Source organism: Micromonospora sp. NPDC050980, from assembly GCF_040653835.1.
Lineage (GTDB): Bacteria > Actinomycetota > Actinomycetes > Mycobacteriales > Micromonosporaceae > Micromonospora.
In genome coordinates, this window is sequence record NZ_JBFAGS010000020.1 from 1 (window position 1) to 26,358 (window position 26,358).

Sequence of the window (26,358 nt, forward strand, 5' to 3'; positions counted from 1 at the left end):
GCACCGTCAGGCGCTCAGAAGATCGGGGATCCCGGCTGCTCGCGGGGCGCGGGCGGCCTCGTCACGGCGCCGGGTCCATGTGTAACCACCGGCCGGCCGCCATCATTCCCCGGCCAGGGCGAGGCCGGTCATCACCCGGGGGCGGGAGCCGGCCCGGGTGCCGCCCAGCATCGCCGAACCGGACATCCGCCCCACTCGGAACTTCCAAGACACCCCACGGGGCCATCCGCCACGTGCCCCGTCGCCGACGACCGACAGGCACCCATGGCGTGCCGCCCAACGCCGATGTGGTCGGCGGGAACACCACGGGTGCCGCAAGGCCCCGCTCAACACCCGCGAAGTTCCGCCCATGGCGGCTCGCGGTCGTTGACGGTCGGGGGTGTTAAGCGGGGGCCCCTCCTCTACCGAATGCGTTAAGAAGGGGCCCCGCCTTTCACCAGAGCTGCTGGACGATGTCGGCCGCCTGCTCCTCCCACTGCGCGTACGCGTACGGGTAGGCGGAGACCTGGACCGTCTGCGCCGCGGCGGTCAGCGGCAGATCCTGCCAGCCGCCGACGTTCCTCAGCGCGCCGAAGAACGCCTTGCTGGCGTAGTCGGGGTCGGTGATCTGCTCGGACGTGCCCCAACCGGACGACGGACGCTGCTGGAACAGGCCCTCCGAGTCGTGGTCGTTGTACGCGCCGAGGTGACCCAGGTTGTAGAGCTTCGACTCCTGCAGCGAGGTGGCGACGCCGATCACCGCACCCCGCTCCCCCACGCCGGTCTCCTTGGCCGCCGTGACGATGGCCTTGGCGTTGGCGAGCTGCGCGTCGTCGAGCGGGATGCGCGACTGCGCGCCCTCGACGCCGTGCGGCATCAGCTTCTCCCGGGTCGGCCGGTCGGCCTTCGCCGGCACCTTGTCGCCGCCGGTGGTCAGGTCGGACGTCACCGCCTCGGTGGCGGTCTTCTTGCCGGTGGCCAGGTCGATGGCGGCCACCGCGCCGGCGTGCGGCCCGCTGGTCACCGGGGCGGCGACGGCGGTGGGGGCGAAGGCCAGTCCACCCAGCGCGGCCACGCCCGCGACGGTCAGCGCGGCGCGGCGGTTCTGGGCGACGACGGCGGTCCTCGCGTAGGCGGTCTTCGCGACGGCGGGGAGCCATCGGGTGACGTGCTGCTTCACGATGGTTGCCCTTTCGATCGTTACGACGCGCTCCGGGGTGAGCGCCCCTCGGGGGTCGACCGGCGGCACGGGTTTGGGCACCGACGGTACGGGGGACACAACCAGCCCGGCCTGTCGGTCATTCCGGAAATGTCAGGCTCGGCGCGGGCTGCGGTCCAGGTCACCCGGGACACCGGACAACTGGCGTCTCACTCCGGCAGACGGGACGATCGGGGCCGGACGGCCGAACCACACCAGGACGTGCCAGAGTTGTTTGAGGTGCTGCCACGTGACCTCGGCCGGCCCGCGGTCGGCCCAGCGCTGCGGCTCGCGTGCCAGGGATGCGGCCGCGCGACCGACGAGCGCGGCGTGCAGCGGCTCCCCCGGCCGGGCGAACTCGGCGTGCACGCGGGCGGCCAGCGGCGGGATGTCCGGACCGCGGAAGTCGGCGTCGACCTCGTCGACGGGCAGTTCGAAGCCCGCGTGCCAGTCCAGCGCGAAACCGTGCCGGTCGGCCGTCGCGGCGAGGCATCGTCCGACGTCGGTGCCGCGGAACGACGGGTCGGCCACCACGGCTTCCACGTCCCGGGCGAGGCTCACCTCGCCGTGCACCTGCGCCTCGATGTAGTCGTCCAGGGCACGGCCGGCGCGCCGGGACGCCCGTTCCCGGCGGGACAGCAGCGTCCGCAGCAGGGTGCCGGTGTCCATCCCGGACACGCCAAGGCTGACGCCGGTGCCCTCGGTGGCGGTCAGCAACGCGGCGAGCACCGGCTCGAAGACGGTGACGGTGCCGACGTCGGTCGGACCGAGATGGCTGTCGCCGAAGGTGAACGTGGTCCGGGTCAGCACCTGCGGACGCAGCCGCAGGTGGCAGGAGCCGAACCGGGGAGACGCGCCGTCGGGATGGTCGAGCAGGTTGAGCCCGCCGTACTTCGGGCGCTCCGCGGGTCGTACGCCCGGACGCTGGTACGCGCCGCCGAAGAGCGTCCGCTCCCAGACATCCCGGTCGCCCCCGGGGAAGGCGGTCAGGCCGCCGTTGCCGATGCCGGTGCAGAACTGGCTGCGGTACTCGCCGTCGGCGTCGAGCGCCTCGATGACGGTACGGCCGTCGCGCAGCAACCGGTCGGGGTGGAAGTTGAGGGTCAACCGGCCGTGCCCGGTGACGGCCGCGACCAGTTCCTCGTACCGCATGCCGGTGCCGGAACCGGCGAGGTGGGTCGCGATCACGGCGAGCGCCGCGGGCCGGCCCCGCAGGGCGACGTCGCGCACGTGTCGCAGGGCGGCGGACTGCGCGGCGGTCAGCGTCGGCCCGGACATCAGGCGAGTATCGCGGGACCGGCGCCGGGAGGCCAGCCGGTTAGTGCCCGGCCGGCCCGAGCCCCTCGGCGCCGATGCGCTGGAACGATTCGCTCAGTGGCCGCGGGCGATCCACTCGTCCAGGTGCGGCGCCTCCGCGCCGATGCTGGTGTCGTCGCCGTGCCCGGTGTGCGCCACGGTCTCCGGTGGCAGGGTGAGCAGCCGGGTGCGGATCGACTCGACGATGGTGCCGAAGTCGCTGAACGAACGGCCGGTCGCGCCCGGGCCGCCGGCGAACAGGGTGTCGCCGGTGAAGACCGCCTCCAACTCCGGTGCGTACAGGCTGCACGCCCCTGGGCTGTGGCCCGGGGTGTGCAGGACCCGCAGCGTGGCGCCGCCGACGGTCACGGTCTGCCCGTCGGTGAGGTCGCCGTCCGGGGGCGCGTCCGGGTGGACCTGGTCCCACAGCACCCGGTCGGCCGGATGCAGCAGCACCGGCGCACCGGTGGCCCGGGCCAGTTCGGGGGCGACCCGGACGTGGTCGTCGTGGGCGTGGGTGGCCAGGATCGCCAGCACCCGGCGGTCACCGACGACGGAGAGGATGGCGGCCACGTCGTGCGGCGCGTCGACCACGACGCACTCGACGTCGTCGCCGATCACCCAAACGTTGTTGTCCACGTCGAACGTCTGCCCGTCCAGGGAGAACGTGCCGGAGGTGACGGTGCGGTCCACCCGGGCGGTCACGGGAAGACCACCACCGAGCGCAGCACGTCACCGTGGTGCATCCGGGTGAACGCCTCCTCCACCTGGTCGAGGGCGATCTCCTCGGAGACGAAGGCGTCCAGGTCGAGCCGGCCCTGCCGGTACAACTCGGTGAGCATCGGGAAGTCCCGGCTGGGCAGGCAGTCGCCGTACCAGCTGGACTTGAGCGCGCCGCCGCGACCGAACACGTCGAGCAGCGGCAGGTCGACTGTCATCTCCGGGGTGGGCACGCCGACCAGCACGACCGTGCCGGCCAGGTCGCGCGCGTAGAACGCCTGCTTCCAGGTCTCCGGGCGGCCCACCGCGTCGATCACCACGTCGGCGCCGAAGCCGCCGGTGGCCGCGCGGATCGCCTCGACCGGGTCGCCGGAGGAGGCGTCGACGGTGTGGGTGGCGCCGAACCGCCGCGCCTGGTCGAGCTTGCGGGCGTCGGTGTCCACCGCGACGATCGTGGTCGCGCCGGCCAGGGCCGCGCCGGCCACCGCCGCGTCGCCGACGCCGCCGCAGCCGATCACCGCCACGGAGTCGCCCCGGGTCACGTTGCCGGTGTTCATGGCCGCGCCGAGACCGGCCATGACGCCGCATCCGAGCAGGCCGACGGCGGCCGGCCGGGCGGACGGGTCGACCTTGGTGCACTGGCCGGCGTGCACGAGCGTCTTCTCGGCGAACGCGCCGATGCCCAGCGCGGGCGTCAGCTCGGTGCCGTCGGTCAGGGTCATCTTCCGCGCCGCGTTTCCGGTGGCGAAGCAGTGCCAGGGCCGGCCCCGCCGGCAGGCGCGGCACCGCCCGCAGACCGCCCGCCAGTTGAGCACCACGAAGTCGCCGGGGGCCACGTCGGTGACGCCGTCGCCCACCTGCTCCACGACGCCCGCGGCCTCGTGGCCGAGCAGGAACGGGTAGTCGTCGTTGATGCCGCCCTCGCGGTAGTGCAGGTCGGTGTGGCAGACGCCGCAGGACTGGACGCGGACCACCGCCTCACCCGGCCCCGGGTCGGGCACCAGGATCGTGGTGACCTCCACCGGCGCGCCCTTGCGTCGCGACACGACTCCCCGGACTTCCTGACTCACCGTGTTGCCTCCCTCGATCGCGACTGCCGGGCCCATCGGACCGGCACCGTCGGGTCCACGCCGAACCTACCGCCGATCACCCCCGGGATGCGCGAGGGCACCAGCCTGCGCCCCGGCCAGGCGGGCATCGGTCCGGCCAAGGACGTGTGGTTGGTCGGCGCCGGCGTGACCCTGATGCTGGACTCGCTCACCCACCGGCGGCGGCGCTGACCGGCCCCCGCGCTCAGGCCGGCACCGGCGCCTGCCAGAAGTCGCGGAGCAGGGATTCCAGGTCGGCGGTCCGCTCGATCTGGGGCATGTGACCGGTGTCGCGGAACAGGTGGGCCCGTGCCCGTGGCAGTCGGGTGCGCGCGTGGTCCAGGTGCGCGGCCGGCAGGATCAGGTCGCGCTCGCCCCAGACCAGCAGCGTGGGCAGGTCGAGCGCGGCCACCGCGTCGAGCAGCTCGGCGCGCCACCCCGGGCGTACCCCGCGCCAGGTGCCCAGGTCGCGCACCAGCTCCCGCATCACCCGGGCGGCGTGCGGCTGCCGGGCCACCGTGAGCGCGGTGGCGACCCGCTCGTCCGTGACGTGGGCGGGGTCGAAGAAGATGGCCCGCTCGGTGCGGCGGACGATCGCCGGGTGCGGGCGCAGCAGCAGCCGGGCCAGGGGCCGCACCGCGAGCAGCCGCAGCGCCACCGTCACCTCCCGGCCGAAGCCGGCGCTGTTGAGCAACGCCTGGTCGGCCACCCGGTGCGGTGCGTCGGCGGCGAGGCGCATGGCCACCGCCCCGCCGAGGGAGTTGCCGACCATGTGGGCCGGGTCGACGACGGCGGCGGCGTCGAGGAAACCGGCGACCGCGCCGGCCAGCGCGGGCAGCGTGTGCGGTCCGTCCAGCGGGGTGGAGCCGCCGTGCCCGGGCAGGTCCACGGCGAGCACCCGGTGGTCCCGGGCCAGCGCGGTGTGCAGCGCGGTGAAGTCGTCGAGCGTACGACCGATGCCGTGCAGCAGCACCACGGGCGGGCCGTCGCCGGTGATCCGGCAACGCATCGGCAGCCCGGCCACGGTGAGCTGGTCCGCCGGTGGCAGCGCGAGCGTCACGCCGACCGTCCGGACTCCCGGGCGTCCCCCTGGTCAGCGGGCCGCGCGGCCGGCGTGCCGGCGTCGGGGACCGGCTCGCCGGGGGCCATCGCGGACGAGGACGTCGGGCCGCCGGGGGCGACCGCGGCCGGCGCGGCACGCGGGGCTCGCTCGGCGGACGCGGCACGCGCGGCCGGTACCCGGACCGGGCGGGAGCGCACGGCCAGCGCCAACACCGCGCCGTACCCGGCGGGCGCGATCCGGACGAGCAGGTCGGGCAGCTTCGCCGACCAGCCGATCAGCACCCGGCCGCGACGGCGCTGGGCGCCGCGCAGGATCACCTCGGCGGCGGTCGCCGGGTCGATGGTGAGCAGCTTCTCGAACTGCCGCCGGCCGGCCTCGTACTCCTCGATCGGGACGCCGCTGCCGACGCGGGCGCGCTCGGCGATCCGGGTCCGGATGCCGCCCGGGTGCACCGAGGTGACGCCGATCCCGTCGTCGACCAGTTCGTGCCGCAACGCCTCGGTGAACCCGCGGACGGCGAACTTGCTGGCCGCGTACGCGGCCTGCCCGGCCGGGGCGATGAGGCCGAACAGGCTGGACACGTTGACCAGGTGGGCGCCGGGCTCGGCCTTGAGCGCGGGCAGCAGCGCGTGGGTCAGCCGCACCACGGCCCGGAAGTTGATCTCGACGACCCAGAGGAACTCATCCAACGTGACCTGGTCGAACCGGCCGCCGAGCGCCACCCCGGCATTGTTGATCAGCAGCCGGATCCGGGGATGGGCGCGGCGGATCTCCGCGGCGACCCGGTCGGTGGCGTCGGCGTCGGCGAGGTCGACCAGGTGCGTCTCGACCCGACGGTCCGGGTGCGCGGCCCGGATCGCCGCGACCACCTCGGCCAGGCCGTCGGCGTCCCGGTCGAGCAGGACCAGGTCGGCGCCGCGTCGGGCCAGGCCGTGCGCCAACGCCGCGCCGATGCCGCTCGCGGCGCCGGTGAGCACCGCGGTGCCTCCCGGGAACGCCAGGTCACGCATCGCCGCCTCCCGAGGTGGCCGCCGCCACGGTGGCGGGCGCGCCGGCCCGGGCGAACCGCACGCCGTCGGTGAGCGGCCCGTGCCGCATCAGACGTACGTCCCGGGGATAGTTCTGGTGCAGCCGCCACGGCGCGCGGGGACCCTGCTTGGGCAGTTGGTCGACGGCGCGCAGCACGTACCCGGAGCGCAGGTCGATGATCGGCGCGAGATCGTCGGTGTCCGGCGCGACCGGGATGACGATCTGCTGCCCGGTGTCGTCGAGGTGGCGCAGCAGCCGGCAGACGTACGTGGCGACCAGGTCGGCCTTGAGCGTCCAGGAGGCGTTCGTGTAGCCGATCGTCATGGCGAAGTTCGGTACGCCGGAGAGCATCATGCCCTTGTAGGCGATCGTGCCGGCGAGGTCGACGTCGGTCCCGTCGACGCTGAGCGCCATCCCACCGAGCGCGAGCAGGTTGAGGCCGGTGGCGGTGACCACGACGTCGGCGGGCAGCTCCTCGCCGGAGGCGAGCCGGATGCCGTGCTCGGTGAACGTGTCGATGGTGTCGGTCACCACCGTCGCGCGTCCCTCGCCCAGCGCGGTGAACAGGTCCCCGTCCGGCACCACGCACAGCCGCTGGTCCCACGGGTCGTAGCGGGGGGCGAAGTGGCGGTCGACGTCGTACCCGACCGGGAGCCGGCGCTTCGCGGCCCGGCGCAGGAACCGCTTCACCAGGCCCGGCACGCGCCGGCTGAGCTGGAAGTTGGCCACCCCGAGCGCGACGTTCTTCCACCGGGTGACCGCGTACGCGGCCGTCGGGGGCAGCCAGCGCCGCGCGGCGTCGGCGAACGCGTCGCGCGAGGGCAGCGAGATCACGTACGTCGGTGAGCGCTGGAGCATCGTGACGTGGGCGGCCCGTTCGGCCATGGCCGGGACCAGGGTGACCGCGGTGGCGCCGCTGCCGATCACCACCACCCGCCGGCCGGTGTAGTCCAGGTCGTCGGGCCAGTGCTGCGGGTGCACGAGCGTGCCGGCGTACCGCTCGGCGCCGGGCAGCCGGGGCGTGTAGCCCTCGTCGTAGCGGTAGTAGCCGGAGTTGGTGAACAGGAACCCGCAGGTCAGCGTGGTGTCCTCACCGGTGTCGTCGCGGTGGGCGTGCACGGTCCAGCGGGCGGTCTCGCTGTCCCACTCGGCGCGCACCACCCGGTGGTGGAAGCGGATGTGGTCCGGCACGCCGTGCTCGCGGGCGGTCTGGCGCACGTAGCGGCGGATCGACTCGCCGTCGGCGATGGCCTTCGGGTCGGTCCACGGCTTGAACGAGTAGCCGAGCGTGTACATGTCCGAGTCGGAGCGCACGCCCGGGTAGCGGAACAGGTCCCAGGTGCCGCCGATCGCGCCCCGCGCCTCCAGCACCGCGTAGGTCTTGCCGGGGCACTCGCGTCCCAGGTGGACGGCGGCGCCGACGCCGGACAGGCCGGCGCCGACGATGAGGACGTCGACGTGCTCGCAGGCCATGGCCTCTCCTGTTCTCGCCCGGCGGTGGACCGGACCCTATCCACCGCGCTCGACCCCGGTCAACACCCTGTCGAGTCCGGTCGACAGGGTGTCGACCGGGTGTAGCATCGGCCGACATGAGCCCCGCCCGCACGCCGACCGGCGCCGCGCCGACGCGCGGACGACGCGCCGGCCGCTCCACCGGCGACGACCGGGAGGGCGCGATCCTGGCCACCGCCGAGCGGCTGCTGCGCGAGCGCCCCTTCGGCGACATCTCCATCGACGACCTGGCCCGGGGCGCGGGCATCTCCCGTCCCACGTTCTACTTCTACTTCCCGTCCAAGGACGCGGTGCTGCTCACCCTGCTCGACCGGGTCACCGAGGAGGCCGACGCCGCCGCCGGCGGCGTGCTGGAGCGGCTCGCCGACGACCCGCGCGTCCGCTGGCGGGAGCTGATCGCCCGGTTCCACGCCACCTTCGGCGACCACCGCGACGTGGTGCTCGCCTGCGCCCAGGTGCGCGGCACCAACGCGGAGGTCCGGCGGCTCTGGGCCGAGGTGCTGGAACGCTGGGTCCGCGCGGTCCAGGCCGCGATCGAGGTGGAACGCGCCCGCGGCGCGGCCCCGGACGGGCTGCCCGCCCGGGACCTCGCCATCGCGCTGAACTCGATGAACGAGCGGGTCTGGTACGCCACCTTCGCCGGCGACGGGCCGGCGGTGGCCGAACGGGACGTGGTCGACGTGCTGCTCGACGTCTGGCTGACCGCGATCTACCGCACCACCGCGCCGCCGGGCACACCACCCGGGTGAACCCCCGCCGGCGCCCCACCGGTCCCGCGGCGCGGGTGCCCCTCCCGCCACCGGACGCGGCTGCCCCCGCCCGCCTCCTGCGGGTGACCGGGTTCGGGAACCCGGCGGCCGGCCTGCGGGATCGCCTACCGTGGCGCGCATGGGGCATCACGCGACGGCGGGCGGGGACCGTTATCGGCGGTTGCGGGGCGTCAACGTGCTCGTCGGTCTGCTGCTGGCCGCCGAGGGCATCTGGATGTGGGCGGCCAGCAACGACCTGTCCCTGCCGGTGACCGCGTCGTACCTGACGGCGGACCCGGTGACCCTCCGCGACGCCACGCTGCCCGAGGTGGCCTTCCGGATCGCCGTCGGGCCGGCGGTGGCGGTGTTCCTGCTGCTCGCCGCCGTCGACCACTTCGTGACCGCGGCCCCGGGAGCGCACCGCTGGTACGAGCGCAACCTGGATCGGCGGGCCAACTACGCGCGCTGGATCGAGTACTCGGTCAGCGCGTCGATCATGATCGTGCTGATCGGTCTGTTCGTCGGGATCCGCGATCTCGCGGCGGTCATCGGGATCTTCGCCGCGAACACCGCGATGATCCTGTTCGGTCTGCTGATGGAGCGGCAGCAGACACCGGGCCGCGCCGACTGGAGCGCGTTCTGGTTCGGTTCGCTGGTCGGCCTGGCGCCCTGGCTGGCGGTCGCCGTCTACGTGGCCCAGCCGCCGGAGATCCCCGGTTTCGTGTGGGCGATCATCATCGTCCAGTTCCTGCTCTTCGCGAGCTTCGCGGTCAACATGGCGTTGCAGTACGCCCAGCGCGGCCGATGGCGGGACTACCGCTACGGCGAGATCTCGTACATCGCGCTCAGCCTGGCGGCCAAGTCCGCGCTGGCCTGGCTCATCTACGCCAACGTGCTGCGCACCTGAGGCCCCGGGGCACCTCCCTCACCGTCCGGATGTTCGCCGCCGATGTCACACCGGTCGGCTGGCGCAGGCTGCGGGCGTAACACTCGTGACTCTTCGCGTTCACACCGTCCACCTAGGGTTCTGAGCGGCCCGGTGCACACGATGTCCGCCGCCCTCTTCACCTTCTGGCCACCCATCCACCCCTCGGTTGATCATGAAGCTGGCGGTGCCGATCGTCCGATCCGTCACCGGCAACTTCATGATCGACGGCCCGGGGGTGGGTGGGGGAGGATGTGGGGGTGAGTGAGGGTGCGGTGGGCGGCGGGTGGGAGCTGCGGGCGGACTGCACGCGCTGCGCCGGCGTCTGCTGCGTCGCGCCGGCGTTCGCCGCGTCGGCCGACTTCGCCATCGACAAGCCGGCCGGGCGGCCCTGCCCCAACCTGCGCGCCGACTCCCGCTGCGGCATCCACTCCGAACTACGGCAACGAGGCTTCCCCGGATGCGCCGTCTTCGACTGCTTCGGCGCCGGCCAGCACCTCACCCAGGGCACGTTCGCCGGCCACGACTGGCGCACCGACCCGGACGTCGCACGACGCATGTTCGACACCGTTCGACGTGCTGCGGCCGATGCACGAACTGCTGTGGTATCTGACCGAGGCGCTGCGGATCACCCCGCCCGGCCCGCTGCGCGACGACCTGACCGCGATCCTGGACGAGACGGGCCGGCTCACCGACGGCACCCCCGAGGAGCTGCTCGCCGTCGCCGTCGACGCCCACCGGCACCGGGTCAACCGGCTGCTGTTCCGCGCCGGCGAGCGGGCCCGCGCCGGGCGGGCCGGCCCCGACCGGCGGGGCGCGACGCTGATCGGCGTCGACCTGCGCCGCGCCGCCCTGGCCGGGGCGAACCTGCGCGGCGCCACGCTGATCGGCGCGGACCTGCGCGGCGTGCGGCTCGGCGCCGCCGACCTGACCGGAGCCGACCTGCGCGGCGCGGACCTGCGCGGCGCCGACCTCGGCGAGTGTCTGTTCCTGCACCAGTTTCAACTCGACGCCGCCCGCGGCGACCACCGCACCGTCCTGCCACCCGGCCTGCGCCGCCCCGCGCACTGGTCCGCCCTGCCGCTCACCCCCACCCCCCGCCGACCGGGCCGCCCTGAGCGCATGCGGTGATCAAGGCGGCCCGCCCGACACCAACCCCCTTGACCACCGGCGGGCGAGGGCCGGGAAGGGTGAGTTTCGGCGGAGGTGGTGCGGGTAGGCGGCGCCACGACCAGACAAGGCGACCGAGGACGACGGATCGGTCCTTGCCGGCGGGGCCTCCGGCAGCAGCTCGGGCGGCTCGTCGATGCCGACCCACCCGGACGCGCCCCGCTGAACGTTTGCCGCCACCGGATGCGGGCAGGAGTGCGACATGACCAGTGAAGAGTCCTTCGGCCGCGCCGCCGGCGACGAGCCTGACGGTGCCACCGCGTACGAGGCGTCGCTGCGCCCGCCCGGCGAATCCCTGCACACCACGGACGACACCGGCGACGACTTCGCCGACCTGCCCGCCGAGGACCGGCGCTCCGCCCGGGACACCAGCCGAGCCGGCTACGACGTGGACGCCGTCTCCGGCACCGCCGACCCGGCCGACGGGCCGGAGGAGATCGAGGAGGGCCGCCCGCTGCGGTGACCCGACGCCGCGCGCGGGGTGGCCGGTGCGCCGGCGCCCCGCGCCTCGCTCATCCCCCGGTTGGCCAGCGCGTCGGCGCGCTCGTTCTCCGGGTGCCCGTGGTGGCCCTTGACCCACAGCCAGGTGACGTCGTGCCGGGCGCAGGCTGCCTCCAGCCGCTGCCACAGGTCGGCGTTCTTCACCGGCTGCCTCGCGGCAGTGACCCAGCCGTTGCGCTTCCACCCGTGCAACCAGCCGGTGATGCCGTTGCGCACGTAGGTGCTGTCGGTGTGCAGCCGCACGGTGACCGGGCGGGTCAGGCTCTCCAGCGCCCGGATCGCAGCGGTCAGCTCCATCCGGTTGTTGGTGGTGGCGGTCGCCTCGCCGCCGGACAACTCCCGCTCACGATCGCCCCAGCGCAGCACCGCGCCCCAGCCGCCGGGCCCGGGATTGCCGCTGCACGCGCCGTCGGTCCAGATCTCCACGACCCGGCCGGTCTCCGCCGCCACCATGCCCGGCAACCTACCCGGTACGCCGCCCGGCGGGACCACCCGACCCGCGACATCCGGCTACCGTGCGCAGACATGACCGCACCCCCGCAGTTCGACACGCTGTGCAACTTCCGGGACCTGGGCGGCTGGCGCACGCCCGACGGCCGCGCCGTCGCCCGGGGCCGCCTCTACCGCTCCGACTCCCTGGCCAAGCTCGCCGGCGACGACCTCGCCCGGTTCGCCGCGCTGGGCGTCCGCACCGTCATCGACCTGCGCTACCCGTGGGAGATCGCCGAGCGCGGCCGGGCGCCGGAGGACGTCACCTGGCACAACCTGAGCATCGAGCACCGCCCCTACGCGCAGGCCGACATCGACCCGGACGTGGACCCATGGCGCTACCTGGCCGACCGGTACGCCGAGGTGGCCGAGGACGGCGTGGTGGAGCTGCGTCGGGCGCTGGAGGTGATCGCCGAGGGGGAACATCCGCTGGTGTTCCACTGCGCCTCCGGCAAGGACCGCACGGGGCTGCTCGCCGCGCTGGTGCTGGCCCTGCTCGGAGTGGACGACGAACAGATCGCGGCGGACTTCGCCCGAACCGAGCAGGCCACCGACCGGCTGGTCGACGAGTGGCGGCAACGCAACGGCGGCGCGACGCCACGCTGGCCGGCGTTCGGGCGGGCGCCGGCCGAGCTGATCCGGCTGGTGCTGGCCGAGCTGGTCGCCGCGCACGGCTCGGTGCGCGGCTACGTCACCGGGCGCCTCGGCGTGCGCGAGAAGACCATCGCCGCGCTGCGCGCCCGGCTGCTCGTCGACGAGGAAAAACCGCACGACGGCGACGGGGCGCTCTGGCAGGCTCGCTGATCGTGGACAGTCGCTGGGACGGCCTGCGGGCCGAGGTGCGCGCCGCCGGCGACGAACTGGTCTCCTCCGGCCGGGAGGCCGGCGTGCAGGTGGCCGCCTACCTCGACGGGACGCCGATCGTGCAGGAGCAGGCCGGCCTGGCCGACACCGGGACGGGGCGGCCGATGACGCCGACGTCACCCCCGCCGACGTCACCGACTGGGACCGCGTGTGCGGGCTGCTCGCCGACGCGCAGCCGTCGTGGGCGCCCGGCGAGCGGTTGGCGTACCACGCCTGGACGTGGGGCTGGCTGGTCGGCGAGGTGGTCCGCCGGCTGATGACCTGGGCCGGCGCCAACCTGCCGCACTTCGACGCGGTGGCACCGCCCGCGGTCCGCCCGGACGCCACGATCGGCGGCAACCCCGACGTGCTGCGCGCCGACGTGCCGTCGGTCGGCACCATGAGCGCCCGAGCGGTCGCCCGGATGTACGCGGCGCTGCTCGGCCCCGTCGACGGCGTCCGGCTGATCTCCCCCGACCGGCTGCGCGCGGTCTGCGCGCCCGCGGTCCGCGCGCAGGAGTGGGTGTTCGGGCAGGAGAGCACGTTCGGGCTCGGCTACGCCGTCGACGACGACGGGTCGTTCGGCACCGCCGGCAGCGGCGGCAGCCTCGCGTTCGCGTACCCGGAACTGGGGTTGACCGTGGCGGCGGTGCGCAACCGGCTCGGCGCGGGCGACGGCGACCCGATGGAACGGCTACGGGTGCTGGTGCGCGACCGGGTCGCCGAAGCACTCCGCCCGCCCGACGGATCCTGACGGGTCGCCCCAGGTCGGCCGGTCAGGGGCCAATCGGGCAAGGCGTGGTACGACCCGCGTTGCACACCAGCACCGGCGTCGGGCGCGAGATGGTGGTGCCGTCGCCGAGCTGACCGAGCCGGTTCCAACCCCAGGCGGCGACCGTGCCGTCCGAGCGCACCGCCAGGTGCGCGCCAGAGTCGAAGCCGCGGGCGATGGCGGTGACCCGGTCGAGGAACCGCGTGCACGGTTCGGTCTGACCGACATCGCACACCGGCTCAGGAGTCCGGGTGCGCCCGACGCGGCCAACGACCGTGCCGTCCGCACGCAACAGGAGTTCGCTGCTGACGTCCGTCACCTGGTCCAGGAACCGGGTGCAGGGCGCGGTCTGGCCCACGTCACAGATCCGCACGGGAGTCAGGCGAGCAGCGACGGTGCCGTCCCCGGTGTATCCGGTGCCCCAGGCGACGGCCGTGCCGTCCGAGCGGGACGCCACGCCGGTCTGGTAGTCGCCGGCGACGGCGACCACCCGGTCCAGGAAGGTGGTGCAGGGCGCGCTCTGACCGACGTCACAAACACGCACCGGAGTCAGGCGGTCATCGCCGTCGCCGGGAGTGCCCTGAAGGCCGTTTCCGAGTACGCCGTCCAGGTTCGTGCCCCAGGTGACGACCGTGCCGTCGGCACGCACCGCCATGCCCTGTTCGCCGCTGGTGGAGATGGCCGTCACCCGGTCGAGGAACCGGATGCAGGGCGCAGTCTGACCGACGTCACAGACCTGGAGGGGAGTCAGGCGAGTACCGGTGGTGCCGTCACCGACGTATCCGGTGCCCCAGGTGACGACGGTGCCGTCCGAGCGTAACGCCATGCTGTAGCCGTGGCTCACAGAAATTGCGGTCACCCGGTCGAGGAACCGGGTGCAGGGGGCGACTTGACCGACATCGCAGACCTGCGTCGGACGGCCCGAGTTCCGGTTCGTTCCGTCGCCGACGCCGGCCCCGTAAGGAACGCCGAGGCCCCAGCCGACGACGGTGCCGTCCGAGCGCAGCGCCAGAGCATGGTCGTTTCCGACGGCGATCGCGGTCACCCGGTCGAGAAACCGGGTGCAGGGCGGCAACTGACCGACGTCGCAGACCTGCCTCGGAAACGGTTGCCCCGCACGGAACTCGATTTCATCGTCAATGATCTCGCCCCAGATCAGAACCGTGCCGTCCGAGCGCAACGCGCCACTGTAACCGCCGCCGACGGAGACGGAGACCACGTCGTCGAGCCACGCCGAGGCAGGTGACGGTGGGGGTGGGGGCTGAGGCTGGTTGGCGGCCCGTGCCGCCGGTCCGCCGGTCGCCACCAACAACAACGCCAGCCCCGTGAGCATGAACGCACCCACCGGCCGTTTACGACCTGGGGCGAAGAGAGTTTTGTGTCTTCTCCGAACTGCACACCCGTCCATGTTCTACTCCTCCACGGACCACCTCGAAAGCACCGGTGTCGACAACAAAAAAATTCGCCGAGAATCGCTCATGAATCGGCTTGCGGTCCACTTTCCCGGAGCGTTTCGAAAACCCAGAGCAAAAATACCATCGCCGCTGGTACCCGAAAACAGAAAAAAGCAGAGATGCAGATGGCGGACAATGCGAGCATCACTCGGACCGTGATTAACGCGGACCAGGTCACGAAGTGGCGGGACGCAGCCGGGCGCGTAACCGGCCGGCGGCGTCGCCGAGCACCGCGCCGGTCATCGGCAGCAACGGGCTGGACCGCATCACCGCCAGGTCCTCGGCCGGGCTGGTGGTGCCGTCGAGGAACCGCAGTACCCGCTGCGGCGGGTTGCGGTCGAACAGCCGCTCGAAGAACTCCACCCCGCCCACGTGCCCCCGGTCCAGCGCGCGCAACGCCACCGCATCCATCCACCGGTGCCGGCCCGGATAGGCCGGCGCGGGCACCGGCGGACGGCCCGCCGCGACCGCCGCGGCCACCTCGTCGGCTTGGCGGAGCATGGCGGAGAAGGTGAACCCGGTGGACGGGCGCGTCGCCCCGCCGGCGGTGCCCAACCGCACCACCCGAGCGCTCGGCCGGGTGACGAACGGGCCGTCGGTCATCGGGATCACGCCGTTCTCCACCTCCCGCACCCGCAGCGCGGCCAGGTCCAGCCCGAGCAGCGCGGCGTAGCCGCGCAGCGCCGCATCGTAGCCGGCGTCGTCGAGCAGCGCCGGCCCGAACTCGGTGTACTCCACCAGCGCGAACCGCTCGTCGACCGGCAGCACGTAACCGAACGACACCCCGCGCCGCGGCTGCGGGGTGCGGAAGTCCATCAGCACCGCCCAACCCGGGTCGAACGTCGGCTTCTCGGCCGCCAGCCACCACCCCCGGAAGTGCTGCAACCAACTGGTGCGCCCGGGCCGCGCCGGCGGGCGGGGACGCGAATCGAGCACCCAGCCGGCCCGCACCAGCGCCCGGTCCTCCAGGTCACACACGGTCACCCGGTCACCGTCGTCGCGCAGCTCCCCCGCGGGCGCGCCGACGCGCACCGCGTTCAGCCACCGCTCGGCCTCGGCAGCCCGGTCGTAGACCGGGGCGGAGCGCAGCATGGCGTACCGCAGCGGGTCCAGCGACAGGTCACGGCGGCCCGCCGGCGTGACCACCTCGACCCGCGACCAGCTCGCGCTCAGCAGCGGTTCCAGGTCCCCGCCGGGAGCACCCCAGAACGCCCAGGTGCGGTCCTGCCCGCGCTTGCGCACCGGGTCCACCACGGCCACCCGCACCCCGGCCACCCGGTGCCGGTGCAGGGCGGCGAGGACCAGCGAGGCGGCGCCGCCGCCGCCGACCAGCGCGAGGTCGACGTCGACCGGGGAGGTTGCGGGCACCCGCCCACGCTGCCACACCGGCGGGCAGCGCCGCCGGGCGCCCCGCCGCACCGAGCCGCTATCCGGTGACCGGTTCGGGGGTGTCCGCGGCGGCCGGCTCGGCGTACGCGGCGGCCACCGTGGCCCGGTCGAAGACCCGCCACGTCGCGGCGATCACCCCGACCGCCACCGCGAAGCCCACCCAGTACGGGGCGGTGATCCCGTAGCGGGTGGCGAGCGCCCCGCCGAGCAGCGCGCCGACGCAGTTGCCACCGGCCGCGACGAACAGCGTGGTGCTGCCCACCCGGCCCATCATCGCCGGCGGGGTGAGCCGCTGCCGCAGCGAGTTGGCCACGATGTTCCACAGCGCGCTGTGCACCCCGAACGCGAACAGCGCGACGCCGACCACCGCCGCGCTGCGTGAGGCGGCGAGTGCCAGGTGCAGGCCGGCCTCGACCAGCAGACCCACCCGGACCGTCCAGGTGGCGGTGATGGCGGCGATCAGCCGGTCACCGATGACCGACCCGAGCAGCCCGCCCACCGCCATGCAGGTGAACAACGCGCCGTAGCCGACCGAACCGAGGCCCAGGCGCCCGGTCGCGAGCAGCACCAGCACCGCGACCGCAGCGGTCAGGGTGACGTTGAGCAGCCCGATCAGCGCCGCCATGGTGCGCAGCAGCCGCTGCGACAGCAGCCACCGGAACCCCTCGGCGATCTCCGCCCGTGCCGAGCGCGGCCCGGTCCTCGCCCCCTGCCCGCGGTACGTGCCAGCGAGCAGGCCGACGAGCACGGCGCTGAGCGCGTAGGTGCCGGCGTTGAGCGCGAACGGGGCCGCCGCCGCGAGCACGAACAGGAACCCGCCGAGCGGGCCGGCGACCATGTTCTGCGTGACCTGGGTGCCGCCGTTGAGCCAGCCGTTGGCCCGTTCCAGCCGGGATCGGGGCACCACCGCCGGCAGGACCGCCTGGGCGGCGGTGCGGAACACCACCTCGCCGGTGTTGACCACGAACAGCACCAGGTAGAGCAGCGCCACCCCGGCCCGGTCGGTGAGCATCGCGGCGGCCAGCACGACCAACGCGGCGACCCGCACCCAGTCGATGAGCACCATCAGCCGGCGCCGGTCCACCCGGTCGGCCAGCACACCGCCGGGCAGCGCGAACAGCAGCCACGGCAGCCAGGAGACCGCCGCGCCGGCGGAGATGACGAGCGGATCGTCGGTGCGGGAGGCGACGTAGAGCGGGGCGGCCACGGTGGCCGTGCCGCTGCCCAGCGCGGACAACGTGCTCGCGGCCCACAGTCGGGCGAAGCGCCCGCCCAGCCGTTCCCCCGTCACGACGAGGCAAGTTACCAGCGCCGTCGCGACCGGCCGAGTGGATTTGGTCCCCGGCAGCGGGTGGTACGTCTCGGCGTGGTCCGGCTGCGCCGGGGGCCGGATCGGTGAGTGCGGACTCCACTCGCCGGGCATCCTAGGAGGCTAGCCGGTAGGCGGGATTGTCGTCACCGAGTGTGACGGTGTAGATCGAGCCCCCCTTTCACACTCGGAGGTCACCGCACGTGACCACCGTCGGGACCGCCTGCCCCCGTGGCGGCGGTCCCGACTGCGGTCGATCAGCCGGCCGTACGCCGCAGGCCGGGCAGCAGCACCGCACCGGCGAGCAGGTGCAGGACCAACAACGTCGCCGTGGCCGACCGGCCCGCTCCCCCGGTCAGCGGACCGAGCAGCGACAGCAGCAGCACCAGCGCCGCGACCACCGTCCAGACCGGCCGGGCCCGGCCGGTGAACCGCTCCAGCAGGGCCAGCAGCGCCCAGCCGGCCAGCCCGGCGAGCAGCGTGCTGACCGCCACGGCCACCGGGGTGACCCGCTGCTCGACGCCGCCGCCGCGGACGGTCAACTCCACCCCGGCCAGCGGCACCGCGACGGCCCAACCCGACAGCGTGGCCGCGGTCGCGGCGAGGACCGTGAACAGCCGGTCACGGCGGCGGTGGGCCGCACGGGCGGCGGTGCTCGGGATCGTGGTCTCCATCGGTGGTACCTCCGGTGCGGCGGGATCGACTGCCGGGAAACGCTAGGGGCGGCGGGGTGCCGCGCGGATCGCGCCGGCGACCGGTTCCCGGCTCCGTCGCGGGGACCAGGGACCGGCCGGATCTCCGTCTGGCGGCCGATGAGGGCCGGCGGCCCGGCGGCCTAGCATCCGGGACATGAGGTGCCCGTCCCGCTCCCGATCCGTGCTGCTGCTGATCGACGGCGGCATCGCCACCGTCGTCCTGGTCGTGTCGCTGCTCGTGCTGCTGACCACCGACACCGGCCCGGCCACCCCGGGCGGGACCGCCGTCGCGGTCGGCCTCGCCGCGCTCCAGGCCAGCTGTCTGCTGTGGATCCGGCACCGACCCGGGTACGCGCTCGCGGTGGCCGCGCTCGCCGGCGTCGGCCTGGAGGCGCTCTGCCCGACGCTCGGCTGGCTCGGCCTGGTGGCCGCGCCGCTGTCCTACGTGGCCCGGCTGGGGCCGCCCCGCCTCTCGCTCGTCGCGCTCGCCCTGCTGATGGCGCCCACGCCGTGGAAGCTGGTCAGCGGCGGCTGGCGCGACCTGCTGCTCGCGGTGACCGCGCTCGGCCTGAGCTGGTCGGTGGGCGAGCTGATGCGTGCCCGGGCGCAGCGGCGCTGCGAGTGGGAGCGGCAGGTGCGCGCGACCGAGCGGGAACGGATCTCCCGCGAGCTGCACGACGTGGTCGCCCACCACGTGGCGGTGATCGCGGTGCAGGCCGTCGCCGCCGAGGACGTCTTCGACCAGCAGCCGGAGCAGGTCCGGGCCGCGCTGGGGTCGATAAACGCGGCGGCCCGCGCCGCGCTGACCGAGCTGCGGGCCATGCTGCACGCGCTGACCGCCGACGACGGGTCCGACCCGGACGGGCCGCAGCCGCGACTGGCCCAGCTCGACGCGCTTGTCGACGCCGTGCGGGCGGTGGGGCTGCCGGTGTCGCTGCGCCGGGAGGGCGACTGCGAGGCGCTGCCCGGCGGGGTGCAACTGTCGGCGTACCGGATCGTGCAGGAATCGCTGACCAACGCGTTGCGGCACGGACACGCCACCCGGGCCGACGTCGACGTCCGCTACGGCGACGGGGTGCTGTGGCTGGAGGTGGTCAACGACGGCCCGGCGCCGGCCCGCCGGCCCGGCGCGGTGGGTGGACGCGGCATCGTGGGCATGCGGGAACGGGCCCGGCTGCTCGGCGGCACGCTCGACGCCGATCCGCTGCCGGCCGGCGGTTTCCGGGTCCGCGCGCAGCTCCCCGTGACGGCGGTGGCCCGGTGAGCGTGCGCGTGGTGGTCGCCGACGACCAGGAGCTGATCCGGGCCGGGCTGCGGATGGTCCTCGACGCGCGGCCGGACCTGACCGTGGTCGGCGAGGCGGCCGACGGCGTCGAGGCGGTCGCGGTGGCCGCGCGCACCCGGCCGGACGTGGTGCTGATGGACGTGCGGATGCCGCGCCAGGACGGCATCGCCGCGACCCGCGAGCTGGTCGCCGCCGGCAACCCGGCCCGGGTGGTCATGCTCACCACCTTCGACGTCGACGAGCACGTCTATGCCGCGCTGCGGGCCGGGGCGAGCGCCTTCCTGCTCAAGGACACCCGGCCGGCCGACCTGGCGGAGGCGGTGCGGGTGGTGGCCCGGGGCGAGGCGCTGCTGGCGCCGACCGTGACGCGGCGGCTGCTGGACCGGTTCGCCGGCCGGCTGCCCGGCCCGGCGCCCGCCGCCGAGCGGGCGCTCGCGGCGCTGACCGCCCGCGAGGTGGAGGTGCTCACGCTGACCGCGCGGGCCCTGTCCAACGCGGAGATCGCCGCCCGGCTGCACCTGAGCACCGCCACCGTGAAGACGCACGTGTCCGCGATCCTCACCAAGTTGGGCCTGCGCGACCGGATCCAGGCGGTGGTCCTGGCGTACGACACCGGGCTGGTCCGGCCGGAACCGCCGGCCGGGTGACCGTCCGTCCGCTCGGTGCCGCATCGTCACGGCATGTCCGTCGTGGGCGGCGAGACGGGGAACACCGGACGGCAACGAAGAATTCTCAATTACCCCCAGTGACCGCCGCAACCCTCCTAGTGTTGGCCACACCGGTGCTAGTCACGGAGTTGGCCACCCGAACGACGTCCCACGCAGACAGCGGACGAAAAGTGAGGGAAGACGCGGATGAAGGCACAGTCATTTCTCGGACCGGCGGCGGTCGGCGCGGGCCTCGGCGCACTGCTGCTCCCGGCCGCCGCGCTGGCGGACACCAGGGTCTCACCGGCCACCACCCCGGTCGGCGGCACCGTCGTGCTCACCACGACGTGCAATCCGAACGCCGGTGACGCGATCTTCCGGGTCACCGGCCCGGACCGCGACCAGAATGTCCGGTCCACCACGGCCGCCGCGGGCGGCGGACTGAGCGCCGAACTGTTCACCGCCGGGTTCACGCTCGGCACGTACACGGTCGCCGCCACCTGCGGCGACGGCAGCGACGGCGGCAGCGCCACGTTCGCCGTCACCCCGATCGGCGGCGCGCAGGCCGGCGCCGGTGGCCGGGACGGCGACACCGGCGTCCTGGTCGCGGGCGGCGCGCTGGCCGCCGGCGCGCTGGCCGGCGGGACGTACGTCCTCGTCCGGCGCCGGCGGCGGGCGGACGCCACCGCCTGACCGGCTCACCGAGCGGATCGCCCGCGCCGGCCCACCCCGGCGCGGGCCCCGCGTCCACGTCGGACGGAGGTGGAAACGGTGTCCTCGTCGAAGCGCCAGGCGGGCGGCCCGGCGCGCGCCCGCACCGCGATCGTCGTCACCGCCGTCACCCTCGCCGGCGCCACCGGCGCCGGGCTGGTCTCGGCCGGCCTGGGCAGCACCTCGACCGCGCCGCCGCAACCCGGCGCCGCCGCCGCTCCGGCCACCGAGCGTCCCGGCTCCGCCGGCCCGACGCTGCCCCGCGCGGCGCCGCTGCGGGTCGTCATCCCCCGCATCGGCGTCGACGCCGGCGTCGTCCCGGTCGCCACCGACGACAACGGCGCGTTGGAGGTGCCGCCCCTTGCCCACCCGGAGGTCGCCGGTTGGTACCGCCCCGGCCCCGCGCCCGGCCAGGCCGGCAACGCGGTGCTGGTCGGACACGTCGACTCGCAGCGCGGGCCGGCGGTCTTCTTCGACCTGGGCCGGCTACGCCCCGGCGACACCGTCCGGGTGGTCCGCGCCGACGGCCGGAGCGCGGCGTTCACCGTGGACGGTGTCGGGGCGTACCCGAAGGACCGCTTTCCCACCGAGCGGGTGTACGGCGGCGACGCGGCGGCCCGGTTGCGCCTGATCACCTGCGGCGGCCGGTTCGACCCGCGCACCGGCAGCTACCCCGACAACATCGTGGTCTTCGCGACCGCCGTGCGTTGACCCCGGCTTCCGAACGGGCGGTCTACTCGGACACCGGGCCCGGAGCCGGGCGGCCGAGGTCGGCCAGCTCGGCGTCGAGCAACTCGGCCAGCCGCGCCACCCGGCCCGCCTCCGACGCGGCCGTGATGCCGCGGCTGGGCATCTCCACCGTCATCAGCAGATACAGATGCAGCCGGTAGAGCCCCAGACGCCGCCGCACCCCGGCGTTCCACGCGAACGGCGCCACCGTCCGGTAGGCGCGCACCAGCGGATCGTCCGGCTCGTCCTCGGCGCGGCGGAACAGCAGCGGCGACACCAGATCCAGCAGCGGATCGGCCCACAGGTGCCGTTCGCCGTCGACCAGGCCGCTGAGCCGGGGCGTGCCGTCCGGTCCGTCGACGGCCAGCACGTTGCCGGCCCAGCCGTCGAAGTGCACCAGCACCGGGCGGCGCACCACGTCGAGGACGGCGGCGTGCCGGGCGACCAACTCCCGGATCCGGGTCGCGGGCGCGGGCAGCGGCACCGCCCAGTCCGCCGCGTCGGCGAGCAGGCCGTCCACCATCGCGGTGTAGGCGTCCCCCCAGGTGGCAGCGGCGGCCCGACCGCCGTCGTAGCCGTACCGGTCACCGGTGACGACGTGCAGCGCGGCCAGCGCCCGGCCGAACTCCGCCCGCAGCGGGCCGACGTCCGCGCCGGCCCGGGTCAGGTCGGCGAGGGTGCGCCCCGGCAGGCGCGCGGTGAGCAGCCAGTCACCCAGTTCGGGGTGGCGGCCGTGGTGCAGCAGCGACGGCACCGGCACCGCGGGCGCGCGGGCGGCCACCAGACGCAGGTAGCGGGCCTCCGCGCCGATCATGTCGCGCTCGTAGCGCAGCAGCGGCACGTGCGGCGGCGGCCCGACCTTGAGCACCACGTCGCGCCCGTCGGTGAGGCGCACCCACCACACCGCGGCGAAACCGCCGCCGGCCAGCGGCCCGCAGCCGGCGACCTCGGCGGTCGGGCCGAGCGAGACGGTCAGGTAGCGGCGGACCTGCTCCGGGTCGAGATCGCGCCGCGTCGGACTCGCGCTCATGATCTTTGAACCCTAGTGCGCCGACCCGCCCCGTGCTGCCCCGCAGGTAAGCAGGGGCCCCTTGTTAACGCCTCCAGTAGAGACACGCGCCCCGCTTGAACCGGGCGTGTCGGCAGGGGCCCTGCGCACCCGCGGGCATGGGGCGGGCGAGAATCGTCGGATGGTGAACCGCGGCACGGCCTGCCCGTGCGGATCCGGCCCGCCGTACGAGGACTGCTGCGCCCCGGTGCACCGCGGCGTCGCGACGGCGGCCACCGCCGAGGCGCTGATGCGGTCCCGGTTCAGCGCGTTCGTCCTCGGCGACGCCGACTACCTGCGGCACAGCTGGCACTCCCGCACCCGGCCCGGGCGGCTGGAGCTGGACCCGGGCACCCGGTGGACCCGCCTGGAGGTGCTGGAGACCGGGCAGGGCGGCCTCTTCGACCGCACCGGCACGGTCCGCTTCCGGGCCCACTACCGGGAGGGCGGCCGGGCCGGCGTGCTGGCCGAGCGGAGCCGCTTCGTCCGCGAGGACGGCCGCTGGGTCTACCTCGACGCGCTGCCGGAGTGAGGGCGCGCCAGGCAGCCGTCCGGGCTATGCTGGGCACCGGCGCCGTCCCGCGCCACACCTCCTTTCCGGTGCTCACGCCACCGGCCCGCGGAGGCAAAGGGGGCCTGGAGCCCTCGGGACGCGACATCTGACCACCGGCGCGTCCACCGCACACGGCATGGTCGACGAAAGCGTGAGTTTCCCGGCCGCGCCGTGACAGGGAGCGCGCGATGACCCGTCAGAAGTCGTTCAAGACCCGGGTACGCACCCGGATGGACAAGACCGGCGAGAGTTACACGACCGCCCGCCGCCAGTTGCTCACCAGGACCGGGGCGGACCCGACGCCGGCCGAGCCCCGCCCCGTCGGGCAGACCCAGCAGGACCGGATCTCCGACGCGCTGCTGCGCGAGCGGACCGGGCTCGACTGGGCGGGGTGGTGCGCCCGGCTCGACGCGTGGGGCGCGGTGGAGCGCACCCACGCCGAAATTGCTCGCTGGCTGGCCGACGAGCACGGCGTGCCGGGCTGGTGGGCGCAGACCGTCACCGTCGGCTACGAGCAGGCCCGCGGGCTGCGCGCGCCCGGGCAACGCCGGGGCGGCGGGTTCGAGGCGACCGGCAGCCGGACCGTCGGCGTACCGATGGAGGCCCTGTTCCGCGCGTTCGCCGACGAGCCGACCCGCCGGCGGTGGCTGCCCGACGTGGAGGTGCGGGTGCGCACCGCCACCGCGCCGAAGACGTTCCGGGCGGACTGGGCCGGCGGGCCGAGCCGGATCGTGGTCGGGCTGACGCCGGTCACCGGCGCGAAGACGCGGGTGGCCGTGCAGCACGAGAAGCTGACCGACGCGGACGAGGCCGACCGGCTCAAGGCGTACTGGCGTGACCGCCTGGGCGCGCTCAAGGCGATGCTGGAGCGGGAGGTGGCCCGATGAGCGCCGGCGTCTTCGTCAACCTCCCGGTCCGCGACCTCGACGTCGCGGTGGGGTTCTTCACCGCACTCGGCTTCGCCGCCGGGCCGCGACGGCCCGGCGCGGACAGCGCACAGCTCCGTTTCGACGGCATTCACCTGGTGCTCCACCTTCCGGCCGTCTTCGAGGCGTTCGCCGGTTCCCCGGTCTGTGACACCGGGACGGCCCGGGAGGTGATCATCGGGCTGGGGGTGGATCGGCGCGAGCAGGTCGACGCGCTGGTGGAGCGGGCGGTGGCGGCGGGCGGCGAGGTGCTCGGGCCGGGGCGGGACCTCGGGCACCTCTACATGCGTGGCTTCCGGGATCCGGACGGCCACCAGTGGTCGTTCCTGCACATGGAGGGCTGAGCGCGGGTGTTAATAAGGGACCCCTGCTCTGCGGAATGCGTTAACAAGGGGCCCCTCCTTGCACCTCAGGCGAGGGTGCGGGCGGCGGAGACGACCGCGTGCACGCCGATCCCGGCGCGGTCGAGCTGCTGGGTCGGGGTGCCGGAGCCGGGCACGCCGCGCACGGCGAGGTGCCGGACGCGGACCGGCTCGGCCAGGTCGGCCAGCGCCTCCAGCACGGCCGAGCCCAGGCCGCCCTCCGGGTAGTGGTCCTCCACCACGACGAGCCGGCCGCCGGTGTCCCGGACCGCCTCGAGCAGACGGTCCCGGTCGACCGGTTTGATCGAGTAGAGGTCCACGACGCGGGCGTCGATCCCCTCCCGGGTCAGCTCGTCGGCGGCGGCGAGGCAGACGTGCACGGTGACGCCGGCGCCGAGCAGCGCCACGTCGCCGCCGGCGCGCACCACCCGGCTGCCGCCGATCGGGAACGCCTCGCCGTCGGCGTACAGCACCGGGTACGCCCCGCGCGTGGTGCGCAGGTAGGCCACGCCGGGGCGGTCGGGCAGCTGGGCGACCAGGGCCGTGCAGGAGACCGCGTCGGCCGGGCAGAGCACCGTGGACCCGGGCACGGCGCGCAGCGCGGCGACGTCCTCCAACCCCATCTGGGACGGCCCGTCCGGGCCGATCTCCACGCCGGCGTGCGAGCCGACGAGGGCGATGTCGGCGCGGGAGATGCCGGCCATCCGGATGAAGTCGTAGGCCCGGGACCAGAACGCGGCGAAGGTGGCCGCGAACGGCCGCCGGCCACGGACCGCCAGGCCCACGGCCGCGGCGACGAGCTGCTGCTCGGCGATGTAGATCTGGAAGAACCGGTCCGGGTACGCGGCGGCGAAGCGGTCGGTCCGGGTGGAGTCGCCGACCTCGCCGTCGAGGGCGACCACGTCCGGCCGGGCGGCGCCCAGGGCGCGCAGCGCGTCGCCGTAGGCGTCCCGGGTGGCGACCTTCGTGCCGCGCTCGTAGCGGGGCAGCTCCGGGCGGCGGGGCCCGACCGGTTCGGCGCGTGGCGTGCCGAGCGGCCTCGGTCCGGTGACCCGGATCCGCCGTGGCCCGCCGAGCGCCCGTACGGCCCGGTCAGCCAGCTCGGGATCGAGCGGCTTGCCGTGCCAGGACGGGTCGTTCTCGATGTCGGGCACGCCCTTGCCCTTGACCGTGCGGGCCAGCAGCACCGTCGGTCCGGTGCCGTCGCGGGCCTGCCGGTACGCCTCGTCGACCGCGCCGAGGTCGTGCCCGTCGAGCACGATCGCCCGGCAGCCGAACGCCTCGACCCGCCGCCGGTAGGTGTCCAGGTCCCACTCCAGCTCGGTGGGGCCGCACTGGCCGAACCGGTTGACGTCGACGATCGCGGTGAGGTTGCGCAGGCCGTAGTGGCCGGCCTTGTCCAGTGCCTCCCAGATGGAGCCCTCCGCGGTCTCGCTGTCGCCGCAGAGCACCCAGACGCGCGCCGGCGACCGGTCCAGGTACTGCGCGGCCAGCGCCACACCCACCCCGACCGGCAGGCCCTGCCCGAGTGAGCCGGTGGCGACGTCGACCCACGGCAGGACCGGGGTGGGGTGGCCCTGCAGGCGCGAGCCGGCCCGCCGGTACGTCTCGAGCAGCTCCTGCTCGCTGATCGCGCCGACGGCCCGGAACACCGCGTACAGCAGCGGTGAGGCGTGGCCCTTGGAGAAGATCAGGTGATCGTTGCCGGGGTTGCCCGGGTAGGACCAGTCGTAGCGCAGGTGCCGGGCGATCAGCACGGCGAGCAGGTCGGCGGCGGAGAGGCTGGAGGTGGGGTGGCCGGAGCCGGCCGTCGTGCTGCACCGGATGGCGTCGACCCGCAGTTGCGCGGCCAGCTCCGCCAGCCCGGTCAGGTCCTCGTCGTGCAGGGTGCGTTCTGCTTCCAGGGTCACGGAGCC

27 protein-coding genes and 1 pseudogene are annotated in these 26,358 nt (G+C 74.6%); 14 read left to right on the forward strand and 14 right to left on the reverse strand.

The annotated features are described in order from the left end of the window. Positions 1-433 precede the first annotated feature (433 nt). The 4 genes from AB0H28_RS24355 to AB0H28_RS24370 form a co-directional block, all read right to left on the reverse strand. The gene (locus AB0H28_RS24355; protein WP_358044406.1) at positions 434-1,159 is read right to left on the reverse strand and encodes a hypothetical protein; all 726 of its coding nucleotides are present in this window, start codon (positions 1,157-1,159) and stop codon (positions 434-436) included. 132 nt (positions 1,160-1,291) lie between these two features. Further along, positions 1,292-2,455: a DUF3626 domain-containing protein gene (locus AB0H28_RS24360; protein ID WP_358044409.1), complete on the reverse strand. Its 1,164-nt coding sequence runs from the start codon at positions 2,453-2,455 to the stop codon at positions 1,292-1,294. Between the two features lie 93 nt (positions 2,456-2,548). After that, positions 2,549-3,178, reverse strand: a complete 630-nt coding sequence (locus AB0H28_RS24365; protein WP_358044412.1) for an MBL fold metallo-hydrolase — start codon at positions 3,176-3,178, stop codon at positions 2,549-2,551. Next, positions 3,175-4,263: an S-(hydroxymethyl)mycothiol dehydrogenase gene (locus AB0H28_RS24370; RefSeq protein WP_358044416.1), complete on the reverse strand. Its 1,089-nt coding sequence runs from the start codon at positions 4,261-4,263 to the stop codon at positions 3,175-3,177. The genes AB0H28_RS24365 and AB0H28_RS24370 overlap by 4 nt, the downstream gene beginning before the upstream one ends. Positions 4,264-4,350: 87 nt before the next feature. Here AB0H28_RS24370 and AB0H28_RS24375 point away from each other — a divergent pair, with 87 nt between their 5' ends. Beyond that, on the forward strand, positions 4,351-4,473 hold the full coding sequence (locus AB0H28_RS24375) for a hypothetical protein (protein ID WP_358044419.1): 123 nt from the start codon (positions 4,351-4,353) through the stop codon (positions 4,471-4,473). 13 nt (positions 4,474-4,486) lie between these two features. Here the strand turns inward: AB0H28_RS24375 and AB0H28_RS24380 are convergent, their stop codons facing one another. Genes AB0H28_RS24380 through AB0H28_RS24390 form a run of 3 tightly spaced genes read right to left on the reverse strand, consistent with a single transcriptional unit; the run spans position 4,487 to position 7,846 of the window. Beyond that, positions 4,487-5,341 (reverse strand): alpha/beta fold hydrolase, encoded by an 855-nt coding sequence (locus AB0H28_RS24380; RefSeq protein ID WP_358044422.1) that lies wholly within the window; start codon positions 5,339-5,341, stop codon positions 4,487-4,489. Continuing rightward, positions 5,338-6,354 (reverse strand): SDR family NAD(P)-dependent oxidoreductase, encoded by a 1,017-nt coding sequence (locus AB0H28_RS24385; RefSeq protein ID WP_358044425.1) that lies wholly within the window; start codon positions 6,352-6,354, stop codon positions 5,338-5,340. The genes AB0H28_RS24380 and AB0H28_RS24385 overlap by 4 nt, the downstream gene beginning before the upstream one ends. Continuing rightward, on the reverse strand, positions 6,347-7,846 hold the full coding sequence (locus AB0H28_RS24390; protein ID WP_358044428.1) for an NAD(P)/FAD-dependent oxidoreductase: 1,500 nt from the start codon (positions 7,844-7,846) through the stop codon (positions 6,347-6,349). The genes AB0H28_RS24385 and AB0H28_RS24390 overlap by 8 nt, the downstream gene beginning before the upstream one ends. Before the next feature lie 116 nt (positions 7,847-7,962). Here AB0H28_RS24390 and AB0H28_RS24395 point away from each other — a divergent pair, with 116 nt between their 5' ends. The 4 genes and pseudogenes from AB0H28_RS24395 to AB0H28_RS24410 all read left to right on the forward strand — a co-directional run bounded on the left by AB0H28_RS24395 (position 7,963) and on the right by AB0H28_RS24410 (position 11,192). After that, complete coding sequence (locus tag AB0H28_RS24395) at positions 7,963-8,634, forward strand: TetR/AcrR family transcriptional regulator (RefSeq protein ID WP_358044430.1); 672 nt, start codon at positions 7,963-7,965, stop codon at positions 8,632-8,634. A gap of 139 nt (positions 8,635-8,773) precedes the next feature. Beyond that, positions 8,774-9,541 (forward strand): heliorhodopsin HeR, encoded by a 768-nt coding sequence (heR, locus tag AB0H28_RS24400; RefSeq protein ID WP_358044432.1) that lies wholly within the window; start codon positions 8,774-8,776, stop codon positions 9,539-9,541. Positions 9,542-9,834: 293 nt separating this feature from the next. After that, positions 9,835-10,690: pseudogene (locus AB0H28_RS24405) on the forward strand (pentapeptide repeat-containing protein). Positions 10,691-10,931: 241 nt separating this feature from the next. Next, positions 10,932-11,192 (forward strand): hypothetical protein, encoded by a 261-nt coding sequence (locus tag AB0H28_RS24410; protein ID WP_358044435.1) that lies wholly within the window; start codon positions 10,932-10,934, stop codon positions 11,190-11,192. On the opposite strand, the gene rnhA is transcribed toward AB0H28_RS24410, so the two are convergent. After that, the gene (rnhA, locus tag AB0H28_RS24415) at positions 11,111-11,683 is read right to left on the reverse strand and encodes a ribonuclease HI (RefSeq protein ID WP_358044438.1); all 573 of its coding nucleotides are present in this window, start codon (positions 11,681-11,683) and stop codon (positions 11,111-11,113) included. The genes AB0H28_RS24410 and rnhA overlap by 82 nt on opposite strands. 72 nt (positions 11,684-11,755) lie before the next feature. Between rnhA and AB0H28_RS24420 the strand changes: the two genes are divergently transcribed. Continuing rightward, on the forward strand, positions 11,756-12,523 hold the full coding sequence (locus AB0H28_RS24420) for a tyrosine-protein phosphatase (protein WP_358044441.1): 768 nt from the start codon (positions 11,756-11,758) through the stop codon (positions 12,521-12,523). 208 nt (positions 12,524-12,731) lie between these two features. After that, positions 12,732-13,316: a serine hydrolase domain-containing protein gene (locus tag AB0H28_RS24425; protein ID WP_358044444.1), complete on the forward strand. Its 585-nt coding sequence runs from the start codon at positions 12,732-12,734 to the stop codon at positions 13,314-13,316. A gap of 22 nt (positions 13,317-13,338) precedes the next feature. Here AB0H28_RS24425 and AB0H28_RS24430 read toward each other — a convergent pair whose 3' ends face one another. From AB0H28_RS24430 to AB0H28_RS24445, 4 genes are all read right to left on the reverse strand, one after another. After that, positions 13,339-14,667 carry a hypothetical protein gene (locus AB0H28_RS24430; RefSeq protein ID WP_358044447.1) on the reverse strand — a complete coding sequence of 443 codons (1,329 nt, stop codon included), beginning with the start codon at positions 14,665-14,667 and terminating at the stop codon, positions 13,339-13,341. 295 nt (positions 14,668-14,962) lie between these two features. Next, a complete protein-coding gene (locus AB0H28_RS24435; protein WP_358044698.1) occupies positions 14,963-16,174 on the reverse strand; it encodes a lycopene cyclase family protein in 1,212 nt (403 codons plus the stop codon). Positions 16,175-16,214: 40 nt separating this feature from the next. Then, the gene (locus AB0H28_RS24440) at positions 16,215-17,468 is read right to left on the reverse strand and encodes an MFS transporter (RefSeq protein ID WP_358044450.1); all 1,254 of its coding nucleotides are present in this window, start codon (positions 17,466-17,468) and stop codon (positions 16,215-16,217) included. 275 nt (positions 17,469-17,743) lie between these two features. After that, positions 17,744-18,160: a DUF6069 family protein gene (locus AB0H28_RS24445; RefSeq protein WP_358044453.1), complete on the reverse strand. Its 417-nt coding sequence runs from the start codon at positions 18,158-18,160 to the stop codon at positions 17,744-17,746. A 175-nt stretch (positions 18,161-18,335) separates the two neighbouring features. Between AB0H28_RS24445 and AB0H28_RS24450 the strand changes: the two genes are divergently transcribed. The 4 genes from AB0H28_RS24450 (at position 18,336) to AB0H28_RS24465 (ending at position 21,535) form a co-directional block, all read left to right on the forward strand. After that, entirely contained in the window at positions 18,336-19,445 is a 1,110-nt protein-coding gene (locus AB0H28_RS24450; RefSeq protein ID WP_358044456.1) for a histidine kinase, read from the forward strand. After that, a complete protein-coding gene (locus AB0H28_RS24455; RefSeq protein WP_358044459.1) occupies positions 19,442-20,113 on the forward strand; it encodes a response regulator transcription factor in 672 nt (223 codons plus the stop codon). Before AB0H28_RS24450 ends, AB0H28_RS24455 begins: the two co-directional genes overlap by 4 nt. 207 nt (positions 20,114-20,320) lie before the next feature. After that, positions 20,321-20,806, forward strand: a complete 486-nt coding sequence (locus AB0H28_RS24460; RefSeq protein ID WP_358044461.1) for a hypothetical protein — start codon at positions 20,321-20,323, stop codon at positions 20,804-20,806. A gap of 78 nt (positions 20,807-20,884) precedes the next feature. Further along, positions 20,885-21,535: a class F sortase gene (locus tag AB0H28_RS24465; RefSeq protein WP_358044464.1), complete on the forward strand. Its 651-nt coding sequence runs from the start codon at positions 20,885-20,887 to the stop codon at positions 21,533-21,535. Between the two features lie 22 nt (positions 21,536-21,557). Here AB0H28_RS24465 and AB0H28_RS24470 read toward each other — a convergent pair whose 3' ends face one another. Continuing rightward, complete coding sequence (locus AB0H28_RS24470; protein WP_358044467.1) at positions 21,558-22,583, reverse strand: phosphotransferase; 1,026 nt, start codon at positions 22,581-22,583, stop codon at positions 21,558-21,560. A 160-nt stretch (positions 22,584-22,743) separates the two neighbouring features. On the opposite strand from AB0H28_RS24470, the gene AB0H28_RS24475 reads away from it, so the two are divergent. The 3 genes from AB0H28_RS24475 (at position 22,744) to AB0H28_RS24485 (ending at position 24,424) form a co-directional block, all read left to right on the forward strand. Next, positions 22,744-23,133, forward strand: coding sequence for a YchJ family protein (locus AB0H28_RS24475; RefSeq protein ID WP_358044469.1), 390 nt, complete (start codon positions 22,744-22,746; stop codon positions 23,131-23,133). Between the two features lie 209 nt (positions 23,134-23,342). Beyond that, positions 23,343-24,041, forward strand: coding sequence for a hypothetical protein (locus AB0H28_RS24480; protein WP_358044472.1), 699 nt, complete (start codon positions 23,343-23,345; stop codon positions 24,039-24,041). Next, positions 24,038-24,424 (forward strand): VOC family protein, encoded by a 387-nt coding sequence (locus tag AB0H28_RS24485; RefSeq protein ID WP_358044475.1) that lies wholly within the window; start codon positions 24,038-24,040, stop codon positions 24,422-24,424. Before AB0H28_RS24480 ends, AB0H28_RS24485 begins: the two co-directional genes overlap by 4 nt. A 65-nt stretch (positions 24,425-24,489) precedes the next feature. Here AB0H28_RS24485 and AB0H28_RS24490 read toward each other — a convergent pair whose 3' ends face one another. Next, positions 24,490-26,352 (reverse strand): transketolase, encoded by a 1,863-nt coding sequence (locus AB0H28_RS24490; protein ID WP_358044478.1) that lies wholly within the window; start codon positions 26,350-26,352, stop codon positions 24,490-24,492. Positions 26,353-26,358 lie beyond the last annotated feature (6 nt).